The organism is Pseudomonas sp. KBW05 (assembly GCF_003852405.1).
Lineage (GTDB): Bacteria > Pseudomonadota > Gammaproteobacteria > Pseudomonadales > Pseudomonadaceae > Aquipseudomonas.
In genome coordinates this window covers 14,244-30,910 of the sequence record NZ_QAJM01000003.1, presented here as the reverse complement: position 1 = coordinate 30,910, position 16,667 = coordinate 14,244, and the positions used below count along the sequence as shown (strand labels likewise).

Genomic DNA, 16,667 nt, shown 5'->3' with positions numbered 1-16,667 from the left:
CAGTTATCTGGGTTATGGCTGCTGGCGGGTAGCGGCCAACACGATCTCGCGAATGCACACATGCTGCGGCTGCTGGTAGGCATAGGCAATCGCCGAGGCCACATCATCGGCGCTGAGCACGGTGCCGCCCATGTCCTGTTTCCAGGCCTGGTAGCCGGTCTTGATCGCTTCGTCAGTGGTGTGGCTGAGCAATTCGGTTTCCACCGCGCCAGGGGCGATGGTGATGACGCGCACATTGCTGGGCGACAATTCTTCACGCAGGTTTTCCGAAATCCCATGCACGGCAAACTTGGTGCCCACATACGCCACGTGATTCGGGAAGGTCTTGCGCCCGGCCACCGAGCTGACGTTGATAATGGTGCCGGCTTTACGCGCAACCATGCTAGCCGCCACGGCGTGGATACCGTTGAGCAGGCCCTTGACGTTCACATCCAGCATCTGTTCCCACTGCGTCGGGTCTTGCTCGCTGACTGCGCCCAGCAACATTACGCCGGCATTGTTAATCAGCGCATCGGCCGGGCCGAATCGGGCTTCGGCTTCTTTGACGGCGGCGACCAGGGCGGCGCGGTCGGTGATGTCGACGCCACGGTTCAAGGTGTTCGGCAGGCCCAGCTCCTCAAGGCGATCAATACGACGTGCCAACAGCAACAGCGGGTGGCCGGCGGCCGACAACCGGCGGGCAGTGGCTTCGCCGATACCGGAACTGGCGCCGGTGATGATGATCAGTGGCTTGCTCATGCATGAACTCCTGAGATAAGAAAAATCGATAACTAACGGGTGGTCGCAGTATATTTACCGCCGACAAGGCTGAAAAATGCCTTATTTCTCTGTCAGTCATCGGATTTAACTATGGATGTGCGTCACCTCAAGGCATTTCTCGCGGTCTTTGAAGAGCGCAATATCACCGCGGCAGCCCAGCGTTTGTTTATCAGCCAGCCGACCTTGTCGGTGACCATCAAGCAGTTGGAAGACGAGCTGGGCGTGGCGTTGTTCGTGCGTCAGCCACGGGGTGTGGCGGTGAGTGCCGAGGCGCGGGTGCTGTATCCCCAGGCGCGGCGCATGGTGGCCGAAGCCGAGGCGTTAAGCCGTTTGTTTCGCGGGCGCGAGAATCGCATCGCCCTGGAGCTGGGTGTGGAGGGCGATATCGCCGACAGCCAGATCGAAACCTTCCTGCGCATGGCGCACCAAGGCCTACCGGGCTTGTTGCTGACTTTGCAGGAAGGCTGCGCAGGCCAAGGGCGTCTGGCTGTGGAGGAAATGTGCTGCGAGGACGAGTTGTTCCTGCCGCTTTGGGAAGAGTCCTACGTGATGGTGTTGCCTGCCGCACACCCCATGGCGCAGTCGAGCAAAGAACAGGCATGGGCGCCGATTGAAGATTGGATTACCTGCCCGCAACACGATTCACACCAGCGCTTGATGGCCATGTACGGCCGCTCGCCGCAAGCGGTGGCTGGGCATGCCGGGTCCCTGACCCAGGCGCTGCATATGGTCGCGGCCGGGGTGGGCGTGGCGATGTTGCCGCAGTCGATCGCGGCGGAGCGGGCTGGCGTAGTCATTCGCGAATGGCACCTGCCCGCACCTACACGTCGAGTGGGATTGTGTTTCGCCGCGCAAGCACTGGAGTTGCCAGCATTACGTGCTCTGCACGAATATTTCCAGGCCAACCGCCCGCCGCAGCTGTCGGCGGCATAACCCGCCAGGGGTTACTCAAGCATCTTGCCCAGCAACCAACTCCCCGCCGGCCCCGGCGGGTGGTGCCGCGACCACAGCGCATCCACCGCCACCGAACGCGGCCAACTGCGGGCTTTGAGCTCCACCAACTGGCCACCATCAAAGCGCTCCACCAGCCAGCGCGGCAGCGGCGCCCAGCCAAATCCGAGCTGGGCCATCTCCATCAGCATCAGGTAACTCGGCGCCGACCACACCCGCCCGCTGGCGCGGGTTTCATTCGGATTGATGATGCTCGCCAGGCGCAGTTCACGGTGTTGTCGCAGGGTGTCGGCGGGGATGTTTTGCAGCATTGCCAAGGGGTGCTTGGGCGCGACATACAGGGCGATTTCCGTGCGTTCCTCCACGGGCGCGCCGGTCAGGTCGGGCGGGTACACCTCTTGTTTTTCGATAAAAGCGACTTGCGCCCGGCCACTTTGCACCAGGGCGATCAAGTCTTCGCATTCGGCGATCAGGCATTCCAGCTCAAGGTCCGGGTAGCGTTGTTCAAACGCACTGAGGGCGACCTCAAAACGGTCGGATTGATAGGTATCCGACATGGCAATCGTCAGTTTCGGCTCCAGGCCCTGGGACAACTGGCTCGCCGCCAATTCCAAACGGCTGTTGGCTTCCAGCACCTGCTCGGCACGTTGCAGCAACACCTGCCCGGCGGCGGTCAGGGTGGGCTTGCGGCTGCTGCGGTCAAACAGCATCAGGTCCAGGTCAATCTCCAGGCTCGCCACGGCGGCACTGACGGTGGACTGGCTCTTGCCCAGCTTGCGCGCCGCCGCGGAAAACGAGCCTTGGGTGGCGGCCTGCACAAACGCCTGCAGCACTTCATTGGACGCCATGACTATCGCCTATCTCGATGGTTATTGGTTATGAAGTATCGAGTCCAGGGGTAATCATGGCAACCATCTTCACTCACGGAGCCAGACCATGAACCCCACCAAATCGATTTCTGAACGTGTTGGCCAAGCCCTCGGTTTTGAAGGCCTGGCCCTGTTGATCTGCACGCCGTTGCTGGTGTGGATCACCGGCCGGCCGGCGCTGGAGATGGGCGCGGTGACACTGGGCATCAGCTTGCTGGCGCTGACCTGGAACATCATTTTCAACAGCCTGTTCGACCGCCTCAAGGCGCGCCTGCAACTGGCCAACAACGCCTGGACGCGGGTGCTGCATGCGCTGATGTTTGAAGGCGGGCTGATCATCGTGTGCGTGCCGCTGATTGCCGCGTGGCTGAACATCAGCCTGTTGGACGCGTTTATCCTCGACATCGGCGTACTGCTGTTCTTCCTGCCGTACACCTATGTCTATCACTGGGCCTATGACGCGCTGCGCGACAAGCTCCAGGCGGTCAAAGAAACATCCCGCCCGAAGCCTCAATGCGCTGACCGGTGATCCAGTTGCTGCCATCGGCCAGCAAGGTTGCAATGGCCCCGCCGATATCGTCCGGCAACCCGGCACGTCCCAGTGCCGTGTTGTTGGCGACCATGCTGTTGAGGGCCGCATTGTCCCGCACGGCGCCGCCGCCGAAGTCGGTCTCGATGGCGCCGGGGGCGAGAATATTCACGGTGATCCCGCGCGCGCCCAGCTCCTTGGCCTGATAGCGGGTCAGCACTTCCATCGCCCCCTTCATCGCCGCGTACGCCGCATAGCCCGGCAGGCTGAACCGCGCCAGGCCGCTGGAAATATTGACGATGCGCCCGCCATCACGGATCAGCGGCAGCAGCTTTTGCGTGAGGAAAAACGGGCCCTTGAATTGGATCGCCACCAGTTGGTCGAACTGCGCTTCGCTGGTTTCGGCAAAGCTGGCGTGGGCGCCGATACCGGCGTTGTTGATCAGAAAGTTGAAGTGATCCTGTGCGAACACATCCTTGAGCACGCCGGCGACTTCGCCGACAAAATCATTGAAGGTGGCGCTCTGGCTCACATCCAGTTGCAGCATCGCGGCGCGGCCGCCCAGGGCCTGGATTTGCTCGACCACCGCCTGGGCTTCGGCCGCCGCGCTGTGGTAAGTGCCGATGATATCGACGCCCTGTGCCGCCAGGTGCAGCGCCGCGCTTTTGCCCAGGCCGCGGCTGGCGCCGGTGATCAATGCGATTTTACGGGTCATGGTGCAGTCCTCTCAGGTTGTCTGTGGGATTGAGTGTATTTGTCCGACCATAACGTGATAAACAGCGCTATACCGGAATCACTGGCCGGATAAGGCGAACAATCCCATGAACAAACTGGAGCTGCTGCGCACCTTTGTGCGCGTCACCGAACTGTCGAGTTTTACCGGCGCCGGCGAGAGCCTTGGCCTGCCACGATCCACTGTGTCCGAGCACGTGCAAGCGCTGGAAGAACTGCTCGGCGCGCGCCTGTTGCAACGCACCACGCGCAAGGTGCAGGCGACCCAGGACGGGCGCGTGCTGTACGAACGCAGCAAGGATCTGCTGGCGCACATGGAGGAGTTGGAAGGGCTGTTTCGCCAGGACGAAGCGCAGTTGAGCGGGCGTATTCGGGTGGACATGCCCAACGTGATGGCGCGGGAATTGATCCTGCCGCGCCTGCCGGAGTTCATGGACGCGCACCCGCTGATCGAGCTGGAAATCAGCAGCACCGACCGCCAGGCCGACCTGCTCGCCGAAGGCTTCGACTGTGTGCTGCGGGTCGGCGCACAACCAGACCAGAGCGTGGTGGCGCGCCTGCTGTGCAGCCTGCCGATGATCAACTGTGCGAGCGCGGCGTACCTGCAACGTTACGGCGTGCCTACGACGCTGGCCGACCTTGCCCACCATCAACTGGTGCATTACGTGCGGCCGTTGGGTTCCCGCTCGGCAGGGTTTGAATACCAGCAAGGCAACAAGGTGCACCGCATTGCCATGGCCGGACGGGTTACCGTCAACAGCACCGATGCGTACCGCGTGGCGTGCCTGGGCGGGTTTGGCATTACCCAGGTGCCGGCCTTGGGCATTCGCGAGTTGCTGGCCAGCGGCGAATTGGTGGCGTTCTTGCCCGACTACCCGGCGCCGCCGTTGGATGTGTCGCTGCTGTACGCCGGCCAACGGCATTTGCCGCTGCGGGTGCGGGTGTTTATGGATTGGCTGGCCGCGCTGTTGCAAGGCGCACTCTAGCGGCGTGCCGACAACTGTTGCGGGGCGAGGAAGGCGTCGTGGAAGTAGTCGCGAAACGCCTGCATCGCCGGGGTGAACGCGCGCTCGCGGTGCCAGGCCAGGCCGACGCTCATCGGTGTGACGGGGTCGGTAACGGTCAGCGTTTCGATGCGTTTGCCTTCCAGCGACCAGGGCCGGTGTACCAGGTCCGATAGAATCGCCACGCCGCTACCATTGGCGACCATACTGCGCACGGCTTCCACCGAACTGGTGCGCAGCCGCACCTGGGGCGTTTGCCCGGCCTGTTCCCAATAGCGCATGGCGCTGTGTTCGGCCTCATCGACGGTGAGCAGGATGTAGGGCTCCTGGGCGACATCCGCCAGGCTCACGGTGCCGCGCTCGCACAAGGGGTGATGGCTGGGCAGCCAGAGGCGGCGCTCAGAGTTGAACAGGATCTCCGAGGTGATATCCGCGTGGGTCAGGTTGGCGGTGAGCACCACGGCCATGTCGAATTGGCCGTCCAGCAGGCCCTGTTCGATGGCTTGGCGTTCCTGCTCGAAGACCTGGATGGTCACGTCCGGGTGCCAGTGTTCCATGCGCTGCAAGTGGTGGGGCAGGAAGTAGCCGAGCACCGTGTAGCTGGCGGCCACCCGCAGTTCGCCGCTGGCGCGGTAGTCGGGCAGCGGGCTGTTCAGGGCGTCGTCCACGCTGCGCTGGATCACATAGGCACGGTTGAGAAAATGCCGCCCGGCGTCGGTCAGGCTCATGCCCTGGGCCGAGCGCACAAACAGTTGCACGCCGAGCATGCCTTCCAGCTCCTTGATCGCCGTGGTCACCGCCGACTGGGAGATGTTCAGGTGAATCGCCGCCTGGGAGATCTGGCCGATCTCGGCGGTGGCGACGAAGTAGCGGACTTGGCGCAAGGTCAGGGACATAGCAATATCTGTTTTTCAGAAGATGGCCCATCTGATAATAGATCTTCCCAAGGGGTCAAGCCGCAGCCTACTTTCTGCTATCACTTAGGCGGAGCGACTCCAATGCAGGCAGTGGATTTCAACTCGGACATGGGCGAAGGCTTCGGCCCCTGGACCATCGGCGATGGCGTTGACGCCGAGCTGATGGCCTACATCAGCTCGGCCAATATCGCCACCGGCTTCCACGCCGGCGACCCCGGCACCATGCGCCGCACCGTCGAGCGTGCCAAGCAACTGGGCGTGGCCATCGGCGCGCATCCGGGCTTTCGCGACCTGGTGGGCTTTGGCCGTCGGCATATCAATGCGCCGGCCCAGGAATTGGTCGACGACATCCTCTACCAACTCGGCGCCCTGCGGGAGATCGCCCGCGCTCAGGGCATGAGCCTGCAACACATCAAGCCCCACGGCGCGCTCTACATGCACCTGGCCCGCGACGAAGAAGCCGCGCGCCTGTTGGTGCAAAACCTGCAAATCATCGAGCCGACGCTGTTGCTGTACTGCATGCCCAACTCGGTGATCTGGCGCGTGGCCAAGGAGTTGGGGCAACCGGTGGTGCGCGAATTCTATGCGGATCGTGAGTACGATCTCAGCGGCTCCATTGTGTTTACCCGCACGGTGCGCGCGCTGGATCCTGCGACGGTCGCGGCGCGAGTCCTACGGGCTTGTCAGACCGGACTGGTGCGCACCGTCGAAGGCGAAGACCTGTTTATCGAATTTGATTCCATCTGCCTGCACAGCGACACCCCCGGTGCGCTGGAGTTGGTCGAGGCCACCCGCGAAGCCCTGGACCACGCGGGCATTACGGTCAAAACCGCAGAATAAGATCGCCCCATTATTTTTTTTTCGCCTGCCTTTCTACAATGATTCCAAGAGGAACAGACATGGCTGAAACAACCCCCATCCGCTACAGCTTCGGCGGGGATGAACACCTGTTTGCCGAAGTCAGCGACAGCATGTCCCTGGAGGCCTTTTTCAAAGGCATGGCGGTGACCCGCGCGGTGGAGCGCCTGGCGCTGGAAGGCGTGCTGGATGTGTGCCTGGCCAATGCCTCGTTCCAGATCCGCTTCGACCCCGACCGCATCGCGCCCCACGTGCTGCTCGACGCCGTGCAAAGCGCCGAAGCCCAGGCCGTGGCCGAGCGCACCTTGCACACGCGCATTATCGAGATCCCGGTGCTGTACAACGACCCCTGGACCCACGAGACGTTGATGCGCTTTCGCGACCGCCATCAAGACCCCAGCGGCACCGACCTGGAGTACGCCGCGCGCATCAATGGCCTGGCCGATGTGGAGGCGTTTATCGCCGCCCACAGCGGTGCGCCGTGGTTTGTGTCGATGGTGGGGTTTGTCGCGGGCTTGCCGTTCATGTTCCAGATGGTCGAGCGCGAGCGCCAATTGCAGGTGCCCAAATACCTGCGCCCGCGCACCGACACGCCAAAATTGACCCTCGGCCATGGCGGCTGCTTTGGCTGCATCTACTCGGTGCGCGGCGCCGGCGGCTACCAGATGTTCGGCGTGACCCCGGCACCGATCTACGACCCGGCGCAGGAGTTGGCGTACCTCAAGGAGCACATGGTGTTCTTTCGCCCCGGCGATATCGTGCAGTTCAAACCGATGGACCGTGACGCTTACGACCGGGCCGTCGCCGAGGTGGACGCAGGACGTTTCGACCTGCGTATTCGCCCAGTGGAATTTTCCCTCGACGCCTTTCTGGCCGACCCCATCGGCTACCCGAAAACCCTGCAGGAGGCGCTGGCATGATCAAGGTCCTCAAACCCGGCCTCGCCACCTCGGTGCAAGACCTTGGCCGCGAAGGGTATTACCACCTGGGTATCCCGCCCTCGGGGGCTTTGGACCAGTACGCACTGAGCGCGGCCAACCACCTGGTGGGCAACCCGCCTGGTGCGGCCGGCCTGGAGTGCACGTTGATCGGCCCGGAATTGGAATTCCAACAGGACGCTTTGGTGGCCCTCAGCGGCGCGTTGATGTCGCCGCGCCTGGACGGTGAAGTGGTGCACCAGGACACTGCGTTCCAGGTGCGTGCCGGGCAGGTGCTGCGCTTTGAGTTTCCCAAGGCCGGCGCCCGCACGTACCTGGCGGTGGCGGGTGGCATCGATGTGCCGGTGGTGCTGGGCAGTCGCTCGACTTACACCCTGGGTGCGCTCGGTGGGTTCCACGGGCGGCGCTTGCAAGAGGGCGATGTGTTGCCAGCCGGCGCGGCGAGTGGAGCGGGGCGTGCCGGCAACAGTTTGCCGATGGCCCTGCGCCGTTCGGTCGGCGGTGATGTGACCTTGCGGGTGGTGCCAGGCTTGTATTACGAGCGTTTGAGCGAGGCGGCGAAAAGCAGCTTTTTTGCCGAACCCTGGACCGTGGGTTCAGAGGCAGACCGCATCGGCTATCGCTTCAAGGGCGGCAGCGCGCTGAGTTTTCAGCCACGGGAGCAGCCGTTTGGCGCGGGCTCGGATCCGTCGAATATTGTCGACAGTTGCTACCCGATTGGCTCGATCCAGGTGCCGGCGGGGCTGGAGCCGATTGTGCTGCATCGGGATGCGGTGTCGGGCGGTGGCTACGCGATGATTGGCACGGTCATCAGTGCCGACCTGGACTTGATCGGGCAGATGCAGCCGAACCAGCGGGCGGGGTTTGTGGCGGTGAGCCTGGAAGAGGCGCTGGAGGCGCGGCGGGTCTACAAAAAGCGGGTGAAGATGATGACCGGGTTGTTCGCCGGATAAAACTGTGGGAGCTGGCTTGCCTGCGATAGCGGATTAACATTCAACAGATTTGTTGACTGATCCACCGCCATCGCAGGCAAGCCAGCTCCCACAGTTTGAATAGTGTTGTGTCAGAAGAGTTTGGTGAACAGCCAGTAGAGGCTACCCGAGAGCAGAATCGCCGCAGGCAACGTCAGCACCCACGCCATCAGCAAGTTGCGGATAGTCTTCATCTGCAACCCACCGCCATTCGCCACCATGGTCCCGGCCACACCGGACGACAACACATGGGTGGTGGACACCGGCAAGCCATACATATCTGCCGCGCCGATGGTCAGCATCGCCACGGTTTCCGCGGCGGCGCCCTGGGCGTAGGTCAGGTGGGTCTTGCCGATCTTCTCGCCTACGGTTACCACGATGCGCTTCCAACCGACCATGGTGCCCAGGCCGAGGGCGATGGCCACGGCGATCTTCACCCACAGCGGGATAAAGCGCGTGGAGTTGTCGATCTGTTGCTTGAACAGTTGCAGCTTGCCTTGGGTGTCGGCATCGAAGTTGCCGACCTTGCCCTTGTCCATCAAGCGAATGGTTTCGCTGGTCAGGTACATGTCGTTACGCACGTTGCCTACGGCTTCGGCAGGGACTTTGGCCAGGGAGCCGTAGCCTTTGACTTCTTCACCGATCTGCCCGGCGAGGGCGGCGAGGGCTGGCACCAATTCCGGCGTGGCTTCCTTGGTGCGCACGTAGGTCGAGAGGATCGGCCGTGGATCGCCCGCCAACACTTGCGGCGCGCTTTTCACCAGGGCGACCTGGGTCACTTCGGCCACGGCGGCGAACTGCAACGACTGTTCGGCGGGCATGGTGCGGTTCAGCGCGTAGGCCATCGGCAACGTGCCCACCAGGATCAGCATGATCAGGCCCATGCCTTTTTGCCCATCGTTGGAGCCGTGGGCGAACGACACGCCGGTGCAGGTGGCGATCAGCATGCCGCGAATCCACCACGGCGGCGGGGTGTCGCCTTTCGGTGCCTTGTACAGCGAGCGGTTCTTCACAAAGGCGCGCAGGGCCAGCAACAGCAGCGCTGCAAAACCAAAGCCGATCAGCGGCGATAACAGCAACGCATAGCCAATCTTGATCGCCTGGGCCCAGTCCACCCCGCTGGTGCCGTCACGCCCGTGCATCAGGGCGTTGGCCACGCCGACGCCGATGATCGAACCGATCAGGGTGTGGGACGACGAGGCCGGCAAGCCCAGCCACCAGGTGCCGAGGTTCCACAGGATCGCCGCGATCAGCAGGGCAAAGATCATTGCGAAACCGGCCGATGAACCGACCTGTAAAATCAGCTCCACCGGCAGCAGGGCAATGATGCCGAACGCCACCGCGCCGCTGGACAGCAGCACGCCGAGGAAGTTGAAAAAGCCCGACCACACCACCGCAAAATGCGGCGGCAGCGAGTTGGTGTAGATCACTGTCGCCACGGCGTTGGCGGTGTCATGGAAGCCGTTGACGAACTCGAAACCCAGGGCAATCAACAGCGCCACGCCGAGCAGCAGGAACGGCGTCCAGGTGGTGACCACCGTGCCCAGCTCGTGCATGTCGTGCATCAGGCTGTAGGCGGTGAACAGCAGGCCCATGGCGAGCACGGCGAAGAAAATGATCACCGTCACCAGGTTGGGTTTCTTGTCCAACCGGGGCTTGGGGTCTGCGGGGGAGGCGTGGGGGGCGTGGGGGGCGGCAGTCAGGGAAGGGGTGGCCATGCCGGAGCATCCAGTGTGGGAGGGATGTCGTTCATGATCATTGCAGAATGTTACAGAGATGCTGCCATATGTCAGTGTTTCAATGATTGAAGATGCCGCCGGTCGAGATAACACCGCAGCGCTAAATGTGGAGTGGGCTTGTGTGGGAGCGGGCTTGCTCGCGAAAGCGGTGGGTCAGTCAACTTATCTATAACTGACATACCGCTTTCGCGAGCAAGCCCGCTCCCACATTTTTAACTGCATTCCAGTTCAGTAGTCTTTGCGCTTTCTGAAAGCCCAGCGCCCGGCAATCAACGTAAACGTCGCCACCAACGCCACCAGAATCCAGAACCCCTCCGGGTCCGTGGAAAGCGGCACGCCCCCCACGTTCATGCCAAAAAAACCGGCAATGATATTGATCGGCAACGCCAGCACCGTCACCACCGTGAGGGTAAACAGCGTGCGGTTGCTTTGCTCGTTGAGGTTGGCAGCGATTTCTTCCTGCAACAGCTTGATGCGCTCGCCGAGGGCCATCAGGTCGTTGATGATCAGCGCAAACTCTTCGGTGGATTTGCGCAGTTCCTTCACGTCTTCCTTTTGCAGCCACTGCGGCGGGCGGTTGAGCAGGCGCAGCAGCGAGCCCGGTTCCAGCGCGAGCAGGCGTTGCAGGCGCACCAGCACGCGGCGCGCGGCGCCCAGTTCGGCGCGGTTGGTGGACAGGCGTGAAGACAACAACTGGTCTTCGATATGGTCGACGCTGATGCTGGTCTTGCGCACGATCTGGGTCAGCACTTCGCCCTGGTCGCGCAGCAAATGCACAAGCAATTCCAGCGGTGAGCGGAAGCGTTCACCGGCCTTCACCGACGAGCGCAGCTTGTCCACCGAGTGCAGCGGTTGCAGGCGCGCGCTGACCAGCAGGCGGCTGCGGGCGCAGACCCACAGGGTGGAAATGTCTGAAGAAACCATGCTGCTGAAGTTGAACACCACGTCGTTGACCACCGCCAGCAAGGCCGAGTCCACGTGTTCGATACGGGTGGAGCGCGAGCCTTCGTGCAGCGCTTCGAAGAATTCTTCGGGCAATTCCAGGTGGGTCTGCATCCAGCGCTCGCACGCGGCGTGGGCCAGGTTCAGGTGCAGCCACAAAAATTCTTCCGGGTCGGCCGGTTGCTGCAAGGCCCGCAGAGCGGTGGCCGAATCAATCTGCTCGCCTTTTTCGCCGGGGCGAAAACGGAAACCGTAAAGCAAGCCAAACAGATCGGGATCCTGGTGGCTGTGGTCAATGCTGTGGTTCATGGCGGCTCGCAGACTAAGGGCCTGTAGGACGTTTCACAGGTTCGCGTAGGCGAATCATTGCAAGTGGATTTGACAGTTTTGTGACAGTTTTCTAATTGTTTCGCTGCGGTGACATTAATTTGACCATTTATCAGGAAGCGTTCAAGAAGCGTCTGGCGCGGCCGATTCAAGCGGGTAGAACCGCTGTGGATGGGCGGTGCCATTGATGACAGGGATGTTATGGCGTGCATGCACCAATTCCCTGTATCGAGGCTTTACCCCGATGAATGTTTTGCGAACCTCCTTGAGAGCACAAATCCTGTCGCTGCTCGGTGGCAGCTTGCTGGCGATGCTGTTGATCGCCCTGGCCTGTTTCAACTTCCTCTCCAACGGGGTGCAAAGTTATCGCAGTTTGATCGACGGGCCATTGCAGACCTCACAGCTGATCGACGAGGCCAACCTGCAATTCAAGGTGCAAGTGCAGGAATGGAAAAACGTCCTGCTGCGTGGCAAGCAGCCACAAGACATGGACAAATACTGGGGCCAGTTCCAGGACCGTCAGCGTGATGTGCAAGGCATCCTCACCCGGCTGGTCGCCCAGACCCGTGACGATGCCACCTTGAGCCGCCGTATCGAAGCCCTGCGCGAGGAGCACCAGCAACTCGGCGTGGCCTACCAGAAAGGCCGCGACGCTTATGTGGCCGCTGGCCGCGATGCGACGGCCGGCGACGCCGCCGTCAAAGGCGTGGACCGTGCTGCGAGTGATCAGATGAGCGCGCTGGTCAGCGACCTGCGTGAACAAGGTGCGAAACAATCCCTGGCCATCAGTGCCTACGCCGAGCGCACGGTGATCGTCGGTCTGGCGATCATGCTGCTGTCGGGTGTGTTGATCGGCCTGTTCAGCCTGTGGTTGATCAACCGTAACTTGATCCTGCCGATTCGCGGCTTGATCGACTACGTGACCCAACTGAGTCACGGCCGATTCGCCGAGCGGGTGGCCAGCCGTCGCCAGGATGAACTCGGGCACCTGGCCGCCGCCGCCAACACCTTGCGCGACTTTCTCGCCGAAACCTTCAGCCGTTTGCAGCGCAGCGCCACCGACCTGGTCAGCGCCAGCGGCGAGTTGAATTCCATCGCCGGGCAGATGAGCGCCGGCACCCACGAGCAGTTCAACCGCACCGACCAGGTGGCCACGGCCATGACCGAAATGTCGGCCACGGCCCAGGAAGTCGCACGCCACGCCGCCAGCGCTTCACGCGCCGCCGATGAAGCGGATCACTCGGCCCGCGAAGGCGGCGAAGTGATGAAAATCACCATCGCCACCATCGGCCAGATGCGCAACGAAATCCTCAACACTGGCACCATCATCCGTCAGTTGGAAACCGACAGCGTGCGCATCGGCAAGGTGTTGGAAGTGATTCGCGCAATCGCCGAGCAGACCAACCTGCTGGCGCTGAACGCGGCGATTGAAGCGGCGCGTGCCGGCGAAGCAGGCCGTGGTTTTGCGGTGGTGGCCGATGAAGTGCGCTCGCTGGCGCAACGCACGGCGGCGTCGATCATCGAGATCAACCAGATTATCCACGCGGTGCAAACCGGCGCGGTGGATGCGGCCGAGGCGATTGTCAGCGGCCAGTCGTGCAGCGATGAAAGTGTCGAGAAGGTGACCCAGGCGGGCGCCATGCTGGCGCATATCACCGAGGCGGTGGAGGCGATTCGTGACATGAACCGGCAGATTGCCACGGCGGCTGAGGAGCAGACTTCGGTGGCCGAGGACATCTCGCGCAACATTACGCAGATCACCACGGTGGCCACGGCCAATATGGATAACGTGCAGCGTACGGAAGCGGCGAGTCTGAACCTGCGAGGTTTGTCGGGGGAGTTGAATGAGGTGACGGCGCGGTTGGGTGCCTGACGGAGTACAAAAAAATGTGGGAGCGGGCTTGTGTGGGAGCGGGCTTGCTCGCGAATACAGTGTTTCAGTCACATAGTTGTTGACTGACCCACCGCTTTCGCGAGCAAGCCCGCTCCCACATGGGGTTCTGCGCTTTGATCAAGTATCCAGTTTGTTTTCCAGCACTTCGCCGGTCTTGGCGTCGAGCTTGACGTCCCACTTTTTGCCCGTGGTGTCGGTCAGGTCCACTTCGTAGACCAGGCGACCGGCTTCGTCGTCCAGTTCGGTGTCATTGATGGTGGCGCCGGGGTGTTTGGCCAGGGCGGCTTTGTTCAGTTGCTCGAAAGGCTTCACCGCACCGGACTGCAACAGGCCTGGGATCTGGTCAGGGCGCACGTCGGCCTGGGCGAGGCCGGCGGTCAGGGTCAAGGCGGTGGCGGCGAACAAAGCGGTCAGGGTTTTCATGGTGTGTGTCCTTTTCGGGTGAGCTGTTTAAGTGGCCTCAGGTTAGCCAGCGCAACTTAATTCACCCTTAATTAATTCAAGCGGTTGCGCAGTTTGTTCAATCCGCCGGGCGCGCGGGATTTCATGCTGGGTCCTCACTTGAAGGGAGACTCGGATGAAACGGTTAGTCAGTTGGATCTATGCGCCGGCATTTCTGCTGGGCTTTATCGGTTGGGCACTCTGCCAGCCGCAGTGGCTGCTGTTGATCTTTGCCACGGCGGTGGCGGTGTCGTTCCTAGCGGAACAGTGGTTGCCCTACGAACCGCAGTGGAATCGCAGCCTGGGCGATCGCCGCCGCGACACCTTGCACGCGCTGGTCAACGAAAGCCTCAACGCCTTGGGCCTGTTGATCCTGCCGGGGCTCACGGCGTTGCTGGCGTTCGATGGCATCTGGCCGCGTGGCTGGCCGTTGTGGCAGCAGCTGTTGATGGCCATCGTGCTGGCCGACGCGGGCATCACCTTGATGCACTACGCCAGCCATCGCATCGCGCCGTTGTGGCGTTTGCATGCGGTGCACCACAGTGTGCAGCGGTTCTATGGTTTCAACGGCTTGATGAAACATCCCTTGCACCAAATGCTCGAAGCCACGGCAGGCCTGCTGCCGCTGATCTTGCTGGGCATTCCCCTGGACGTGGCACTGTTGCTTGCGTTGGCGATTGCCGTGCAACTGCTGTTGCAGCATTCCAACGTCGATATGCGCCTGGGGCCGTTGCGCTGGGTGTTCGCCTGGGCACCGGTGCATCGCTTCCACCATATGAAGTACGGCCGCGCCGGGGATGTGAATTTCGGCCTGTTTTTCAACCTGTGGGATTGGCTGCTGGGCACGGCGTTTTACCGTGATGACTACCGCATGGGCCCGGGGGATCTGGGGATTGGCAGCCGCCCGGATTTTCCGCGGGACTATGGCGCGCAATTGCGTGATCCGTTTATGCCGGTACGCACTGGCAAGGAACCGCCGTTGCCTGACGCGCTACGCTAGCAGTTGCACATCCAACTGGCGCAATGACGCCGCTGCCGTGACGCCGAACAATTGCTTCATGGTCCGCGAGAAATGCGCCGAATCTGCAAAACCCGCGCCGTGTGCGGCTTGGGTCAAGGTGTTGCCGGCGAGGGCCAGTTGCAGGGCGACACGCAGCCGTCGCCACAGCACCAGGCGGCGCACGGGCACGCCGAGGCGATGGCTGAACAGGCGCTCCAACTGGCTGAGCGACAGGTGCGCCGCCTCGGCCAACGCCTGGGCCGACACCTTGCCGCCCAGCTGTTGATCCAGGGCGCTGAGGGCGCGTTCCAGGCGCGGGTCATCCAGGCTGCGCCGGGGCAGTTGGCGCAAGGCTTCCAGGGACAGGTCCGCGTGCAGCAAAGGGGCGATATCAAACACGGCAGGTTCGGCATACAACACCGTTACCTCGCCCTGTGTTTCAAGAATGGCGTGGGTGTGTCGCGAAGGGATAAACAGGCGATGGGCCGTGGTGACCTGGCCATCCAGGCTGACCGTGATCGGTGAGCCCGTGCTGCACATCACCTGATGCGCATAGTGCGCATGGGGCGCGGTGCGCCCCAGCTCGCCGAGGATCAGGCCGTAGTCGCGGCCCAACCACAAGCGGCCCGACCATTCGGCCTTCACTCAGTACTTATAGTCGTTCAGCAGGTCTTGCACGCTGGACGACGGCCAGCGCTTGTAGAACTTCAACAGTTCGGCGGCGCGGTTGGTGAAGATGCCATCGACGCCGGCCTTCATCACTTTGTCGAAGTCCACCGGCTCATCCACGGTGTAGACGTGCACGAGCAGGCCTTTGTCGTGGGTCAGCTTGTTCATCTCTGGCTTGACCAGGTCCGAATAGCTTTGATCGCCGTGCGCGGTCAGCTCCGCCGAAGGACCGGTGCCGATGGCGCCCAGACTCTTGGCTTCGTCTACCCACTTCTCGAACTCGGCGGCGTCTTTTGGCTCTTGCTTGGCGTAGTAGGCGGCCTTGGTGGTTTCGCCGGACTCGGCGAAGGTCTGCTTGGATTTTGGCTCGATGCTGCCTTCACCGACCCACAACAGCAGGATTTTCGGGGTGTTTGGCATTTCTTTCTGCAGCTCGACCAGGCTGGATTTTTCGAAGGTTTGCAGGACCACGCGGCCCTTGCCCTGGCCGACGCCGGTGTTGCTCTTGCCCAGCTTGGAACCGGCGGAGCTCAACCAGCCCTTATCCAACAGCTTGTTTTTCAGGTCGGCTTCGATGCCCGGGAATTGCTTGGGCTCCTTGGTCTCGATGTACAGGCCGGGTTTGTGCTGCGGGTTGCCTTCGGCGATCTTGATGATGTCGTCCAGGCTCTGGATTTTCAGGCCGACAAAACCCGGGCGCGCACGGTCGGGGTAGGCGGCGTTGAACCAGCTGCCAGCGTCGAGGGTTTGCAGTTCTTTCCAGGTGAATTCGTTGGCCGGCGCGTCTTTGCGCTCGGGGAACTTGGTGGCCACGTCGGTGGTGCGCTGCAGGTTGTTGTCATGCAGGGCGAACAGCACGCCGTCCTTGCTGCGCTGCAAGTCCATTTCCAGGTAGTCGGCACCCAGGTCGCGGGCGACTTTGTAAGCAGCGGCGGTGGATTCGGGAGCGTCGTAGGATGCGCCACGGTGGGCGATGACCGCCGGGTATGGAATGCCTGCGTTGGTTGCCAATTCAGCCGGGCTGATCGGGTCGGCAGCCTGTGCCTGGCCAAGGCCCAGCATCAGTGCGAGCAGCAGGGCGCTCTTGGTGAACGTGACAGGCATATGCGAAGTCCTTTCGAGGAGGT

Annotated in this window: 17 protein-coding genes; 8 read left to right on the top strand and 9 right to left on the bottom strand. The window is 62.1% G+C overall.

The window, feature by feature from the left end; all coding sequences use genetic code 11:
- Positions 1-12: 12 nt before the first annotated feature.
- A complete protein-coding gene (locus DBR46_RS02220) occupies positions 13-738 on the bottom strand; it encodes an SDR family oxidoreductase (protein ID WP_124524846.1) in 726 nt (241 codons plus the stop codon).
- 111 nt (positions 739-849) lie between these two features.
- Between DBR46_RS02220 and DBR46_RS02215 the strand changes: the two genes are divergently transcribed.
- Entirely contained in the window at positions 850-1,692 is an 843-nt protein-coding gene (locus tag DBR46_RS02215) for a LysR family transcriptional regulator (RefSeq protein WP_124524845.1), read from the top strand.
- A gap of 11 nt (positions 1,693-1,703) precedes the next feature.
- Here DBR46_RS02215 and DBR46_RS02210 read toward each other — a convergent pair whose 3' ends face one another.
- The gene (locus DBR46_RS02210; protein WP_124524844.1) at positions 1,704-2,558 is read right to left on the bottom strand and encodes a LysR family transcriptional regulator; all 855 of its coding nucleotides are present in this window, start codon (positions 2,556-2,558) and stop codon (positions 1,704-1,706) included.
- A gap of 88 nt (positions 2,559-2,646) precedes the next feature.
- Here DBR46_RS02210 and DBR46_RS02205 point away from each other — a divergent pair, with 88 nt between their 5' ends.
- Positions 2,647-3,108: a multidrug/biocide efflux PACE transporter gene (locus tag DBR46_RS02205; RefSeq protein WP_124524843.1), complete on the top strand. Its 462-nt coding sequence runs from the start codon at positions 2,647-2,649 to the stop codon at positions 3,106-3,108.
- On the opposite strand, the gene DBR46_RS02200 is transcribed toward DBR46_RS02205, so the two are convergent.
- Positions 3,065-3,823, bottom strand: a complete 759-nt coding sequence (locus DBR46_RS02200; RefSeq protein ID WP_124524842.1) for an SDR family NAD(P)-dependent oxidoreductase — start codon at positions 3,821-3,823, stop codon at positions 3,065-3,067. The genes DBR46_RS02205 and DBR46_RS02200 overlap by 44 nt on opposite strands.
- Before the next feature lie 106 nt (positions 3,824-3,929).
- Between DBR46_RS02200 and DBR46_RS02195 the strand changes: the two genes are divergently transcribed.
- Complete coding sequence (locus DBR46_RS02195) at positions 3,930-4,826, top strand: LysR family transcriptional regulator (RefSeq protein WP_124524841.1); 897 nt, start codon at positions 3,930-3,932, stop codon at positions 4,824-4,826.
- On the opposite strand, the gene DBR46_RS02190 is transcribed toward DBR46_RS02195, so the two are convergent.
- A complete protein-coding gene (locus tag DBR46_RS02190; protein WP_124524840.1) occupies positions 4,823-5,740 on the bottom strand; it encodes a LysR family transcriptional regulator in 918 nt (305 codons plus the stop codon). The two genes, DBR46_RS02195 and DBR46_RS02190, sit on opposite strands and share 4 nt — an antisense overlap.
- 102 nt (positions 5,741-5,842) lie before the next feature.
- On the opposite strand from DBR46_RS02190, the gene DBR46_RS02185 reads away from it, so the two are divergent.
- From DBR46_RS02185 to DBR46_RS02175, 3 genes are read left to right on the top strand one after another with little or no spacing between them, the layout of a single operon-like run.
- Positions 5,843-6,601 carry a 5-oxoprolinase subunit PxpA gene (locus tag DBR46_RS02185; RefSeq protein WP_124524839.1) on the top strand — a complete coding sequence of 253 codons (759 nt, stop codon included), beginning with the start codon at positions 5,843-5,845 and terminating at the stop codon, positions 6,599-6,601.
- Positions 6,602-6,660: 59 nt separating this feature from the next.
- Positions 6,661-7,539: an allophanate hydrolase subunit 1 gene (locus DBR46_RS02180; RefSeq protein WP_124524838.1), complete on the top strand. Its 879-nt coding sequence runs from the start codon at positions 6,661-6,663 to the stop codon at positions 7,537-7,539.
- Complete coding sequence (locus tag DBR46_RS02175; RefSeq protein WP_124524837.1) at positions 7,536-8,510, top strand: biotin-dependent carboxyltransferase family protein; 975 nt, start codon at positions 7,536-7,538, stop codon at positions 8,508-8,510. Before DBR46_RS02180 ends, DBR46_RS02175 begins: the two co-directional genes overlap by 4 nt.
- Positions 8,511-8,620: 110 nt before the next feature.
- On the opposite strand, the gene DBR46_RS02170 is transcribed toward DBR46_RS02175, so the two are convergent.
- Both DBR46_RS02170 and DBR46_RS02165 read right to left on the bottom strand, forming a co-directional pair.
- Entirely contained in the window at positions 8,621-10,246 is a 1,626-nt protein-coding gene (locus tag DBR46_RS02170; protein ID WP_124524836.1) for an inorganic phosphate transporter, read from the bottom strand.
- A 249-nt stretch (positions 10,247-10,495) separates the two neighbouring features.
- Positions 10,496-11,518 carry a transporter gene (locus tag DBR46_RS02165; protein ID WP_017737099.1) on the bottom strand — a complete coding sequence of 341 codons (1,023 nt, stop codon included), beginning with the start codon at positions 11,516-11,518 and terminating at the stop codon, positions 10,496-10,498.
- 262 nt (positions 11,519-11,780) lie between these two features.
- On the opposite strand from DBR46_RS02165, the gene DBR46_RS02160 reads away from it, so the two are divergent.
- Positions 11,781-13,409, top strand: coding sequence for a methyl-accepting chemotaxis protein (locus tag DBR46_RS02160; RefSeq protein WP_017737098.1), 1,629 nt, complete (start codon positions 11,781-11,783; stop codon positions 13,407-13,409).
- Positions 13,410-13,547: 138 nt separating this feature from the next.
- Here the strand turns inward: DBR46_RS02160 and DBR46_RS02155 are convergent, their stop codons facing one another.
- Complete coding sequence (locus tag DBR46_RS02155; RefSeq protein ID WP_124524835.1) at positions 13,548-13,853, bottom strand: PepSY domain-containing protein; 306 nt, start codon at positions 13,851-13,853, stop codon at positions 13,548-13,550.
- Positions 13,854-14,007: 154 nt separating this feature from the next.
- Between DBR46_RS02155 and DBR46_RS02150 the strand changes: the two genes are divergently transcribed.
- Positions 14,008-14,871: a sterol desaturase family protein gene (locus DBR46_RS02150; RefSeq protein WP_124524834.1), complete on the top strand. Its 864-nt coding sequence runs from the start codon at positions 14,008-14,010 to the stop codon at positions 14,869-14,871.
- Here the strand turns inward: DBR46_RS02150 and DBR46_RS02145 are convergent.
- Together DBR46_RS02145 and DBR46_RS02140 are read right to left on the bottom strand one after the other, a co-directional pair.
- Positions 14,863-15,516 (bottom strand): helix-turn-helix domain-containing protein, encoded by a 654-nt coding sequence (locus DBR46_RS02145; protein WP_124524833.1) that lies wholly within the window; start codon positions 15,514-15,516, stop codon positions 14,863-14,865. The two genes, DBR46_RS02150 and DBR46_RS02145, sit on opposite strands and share 9 nt — an antisense overlap.
- Entirely contained in the window at positions 15,517-16,644 is a 1,128-nt protein-coding gene (locus tag DBR46_RS02140) for a glycerophosphodiester phosphodiesterase family protein (RefSeq protein ID WP_124524832.1), read from the bottom strand.
- Between the last annotated feature and the right edge of the window lie 23 nt (positions 16,645-16,667).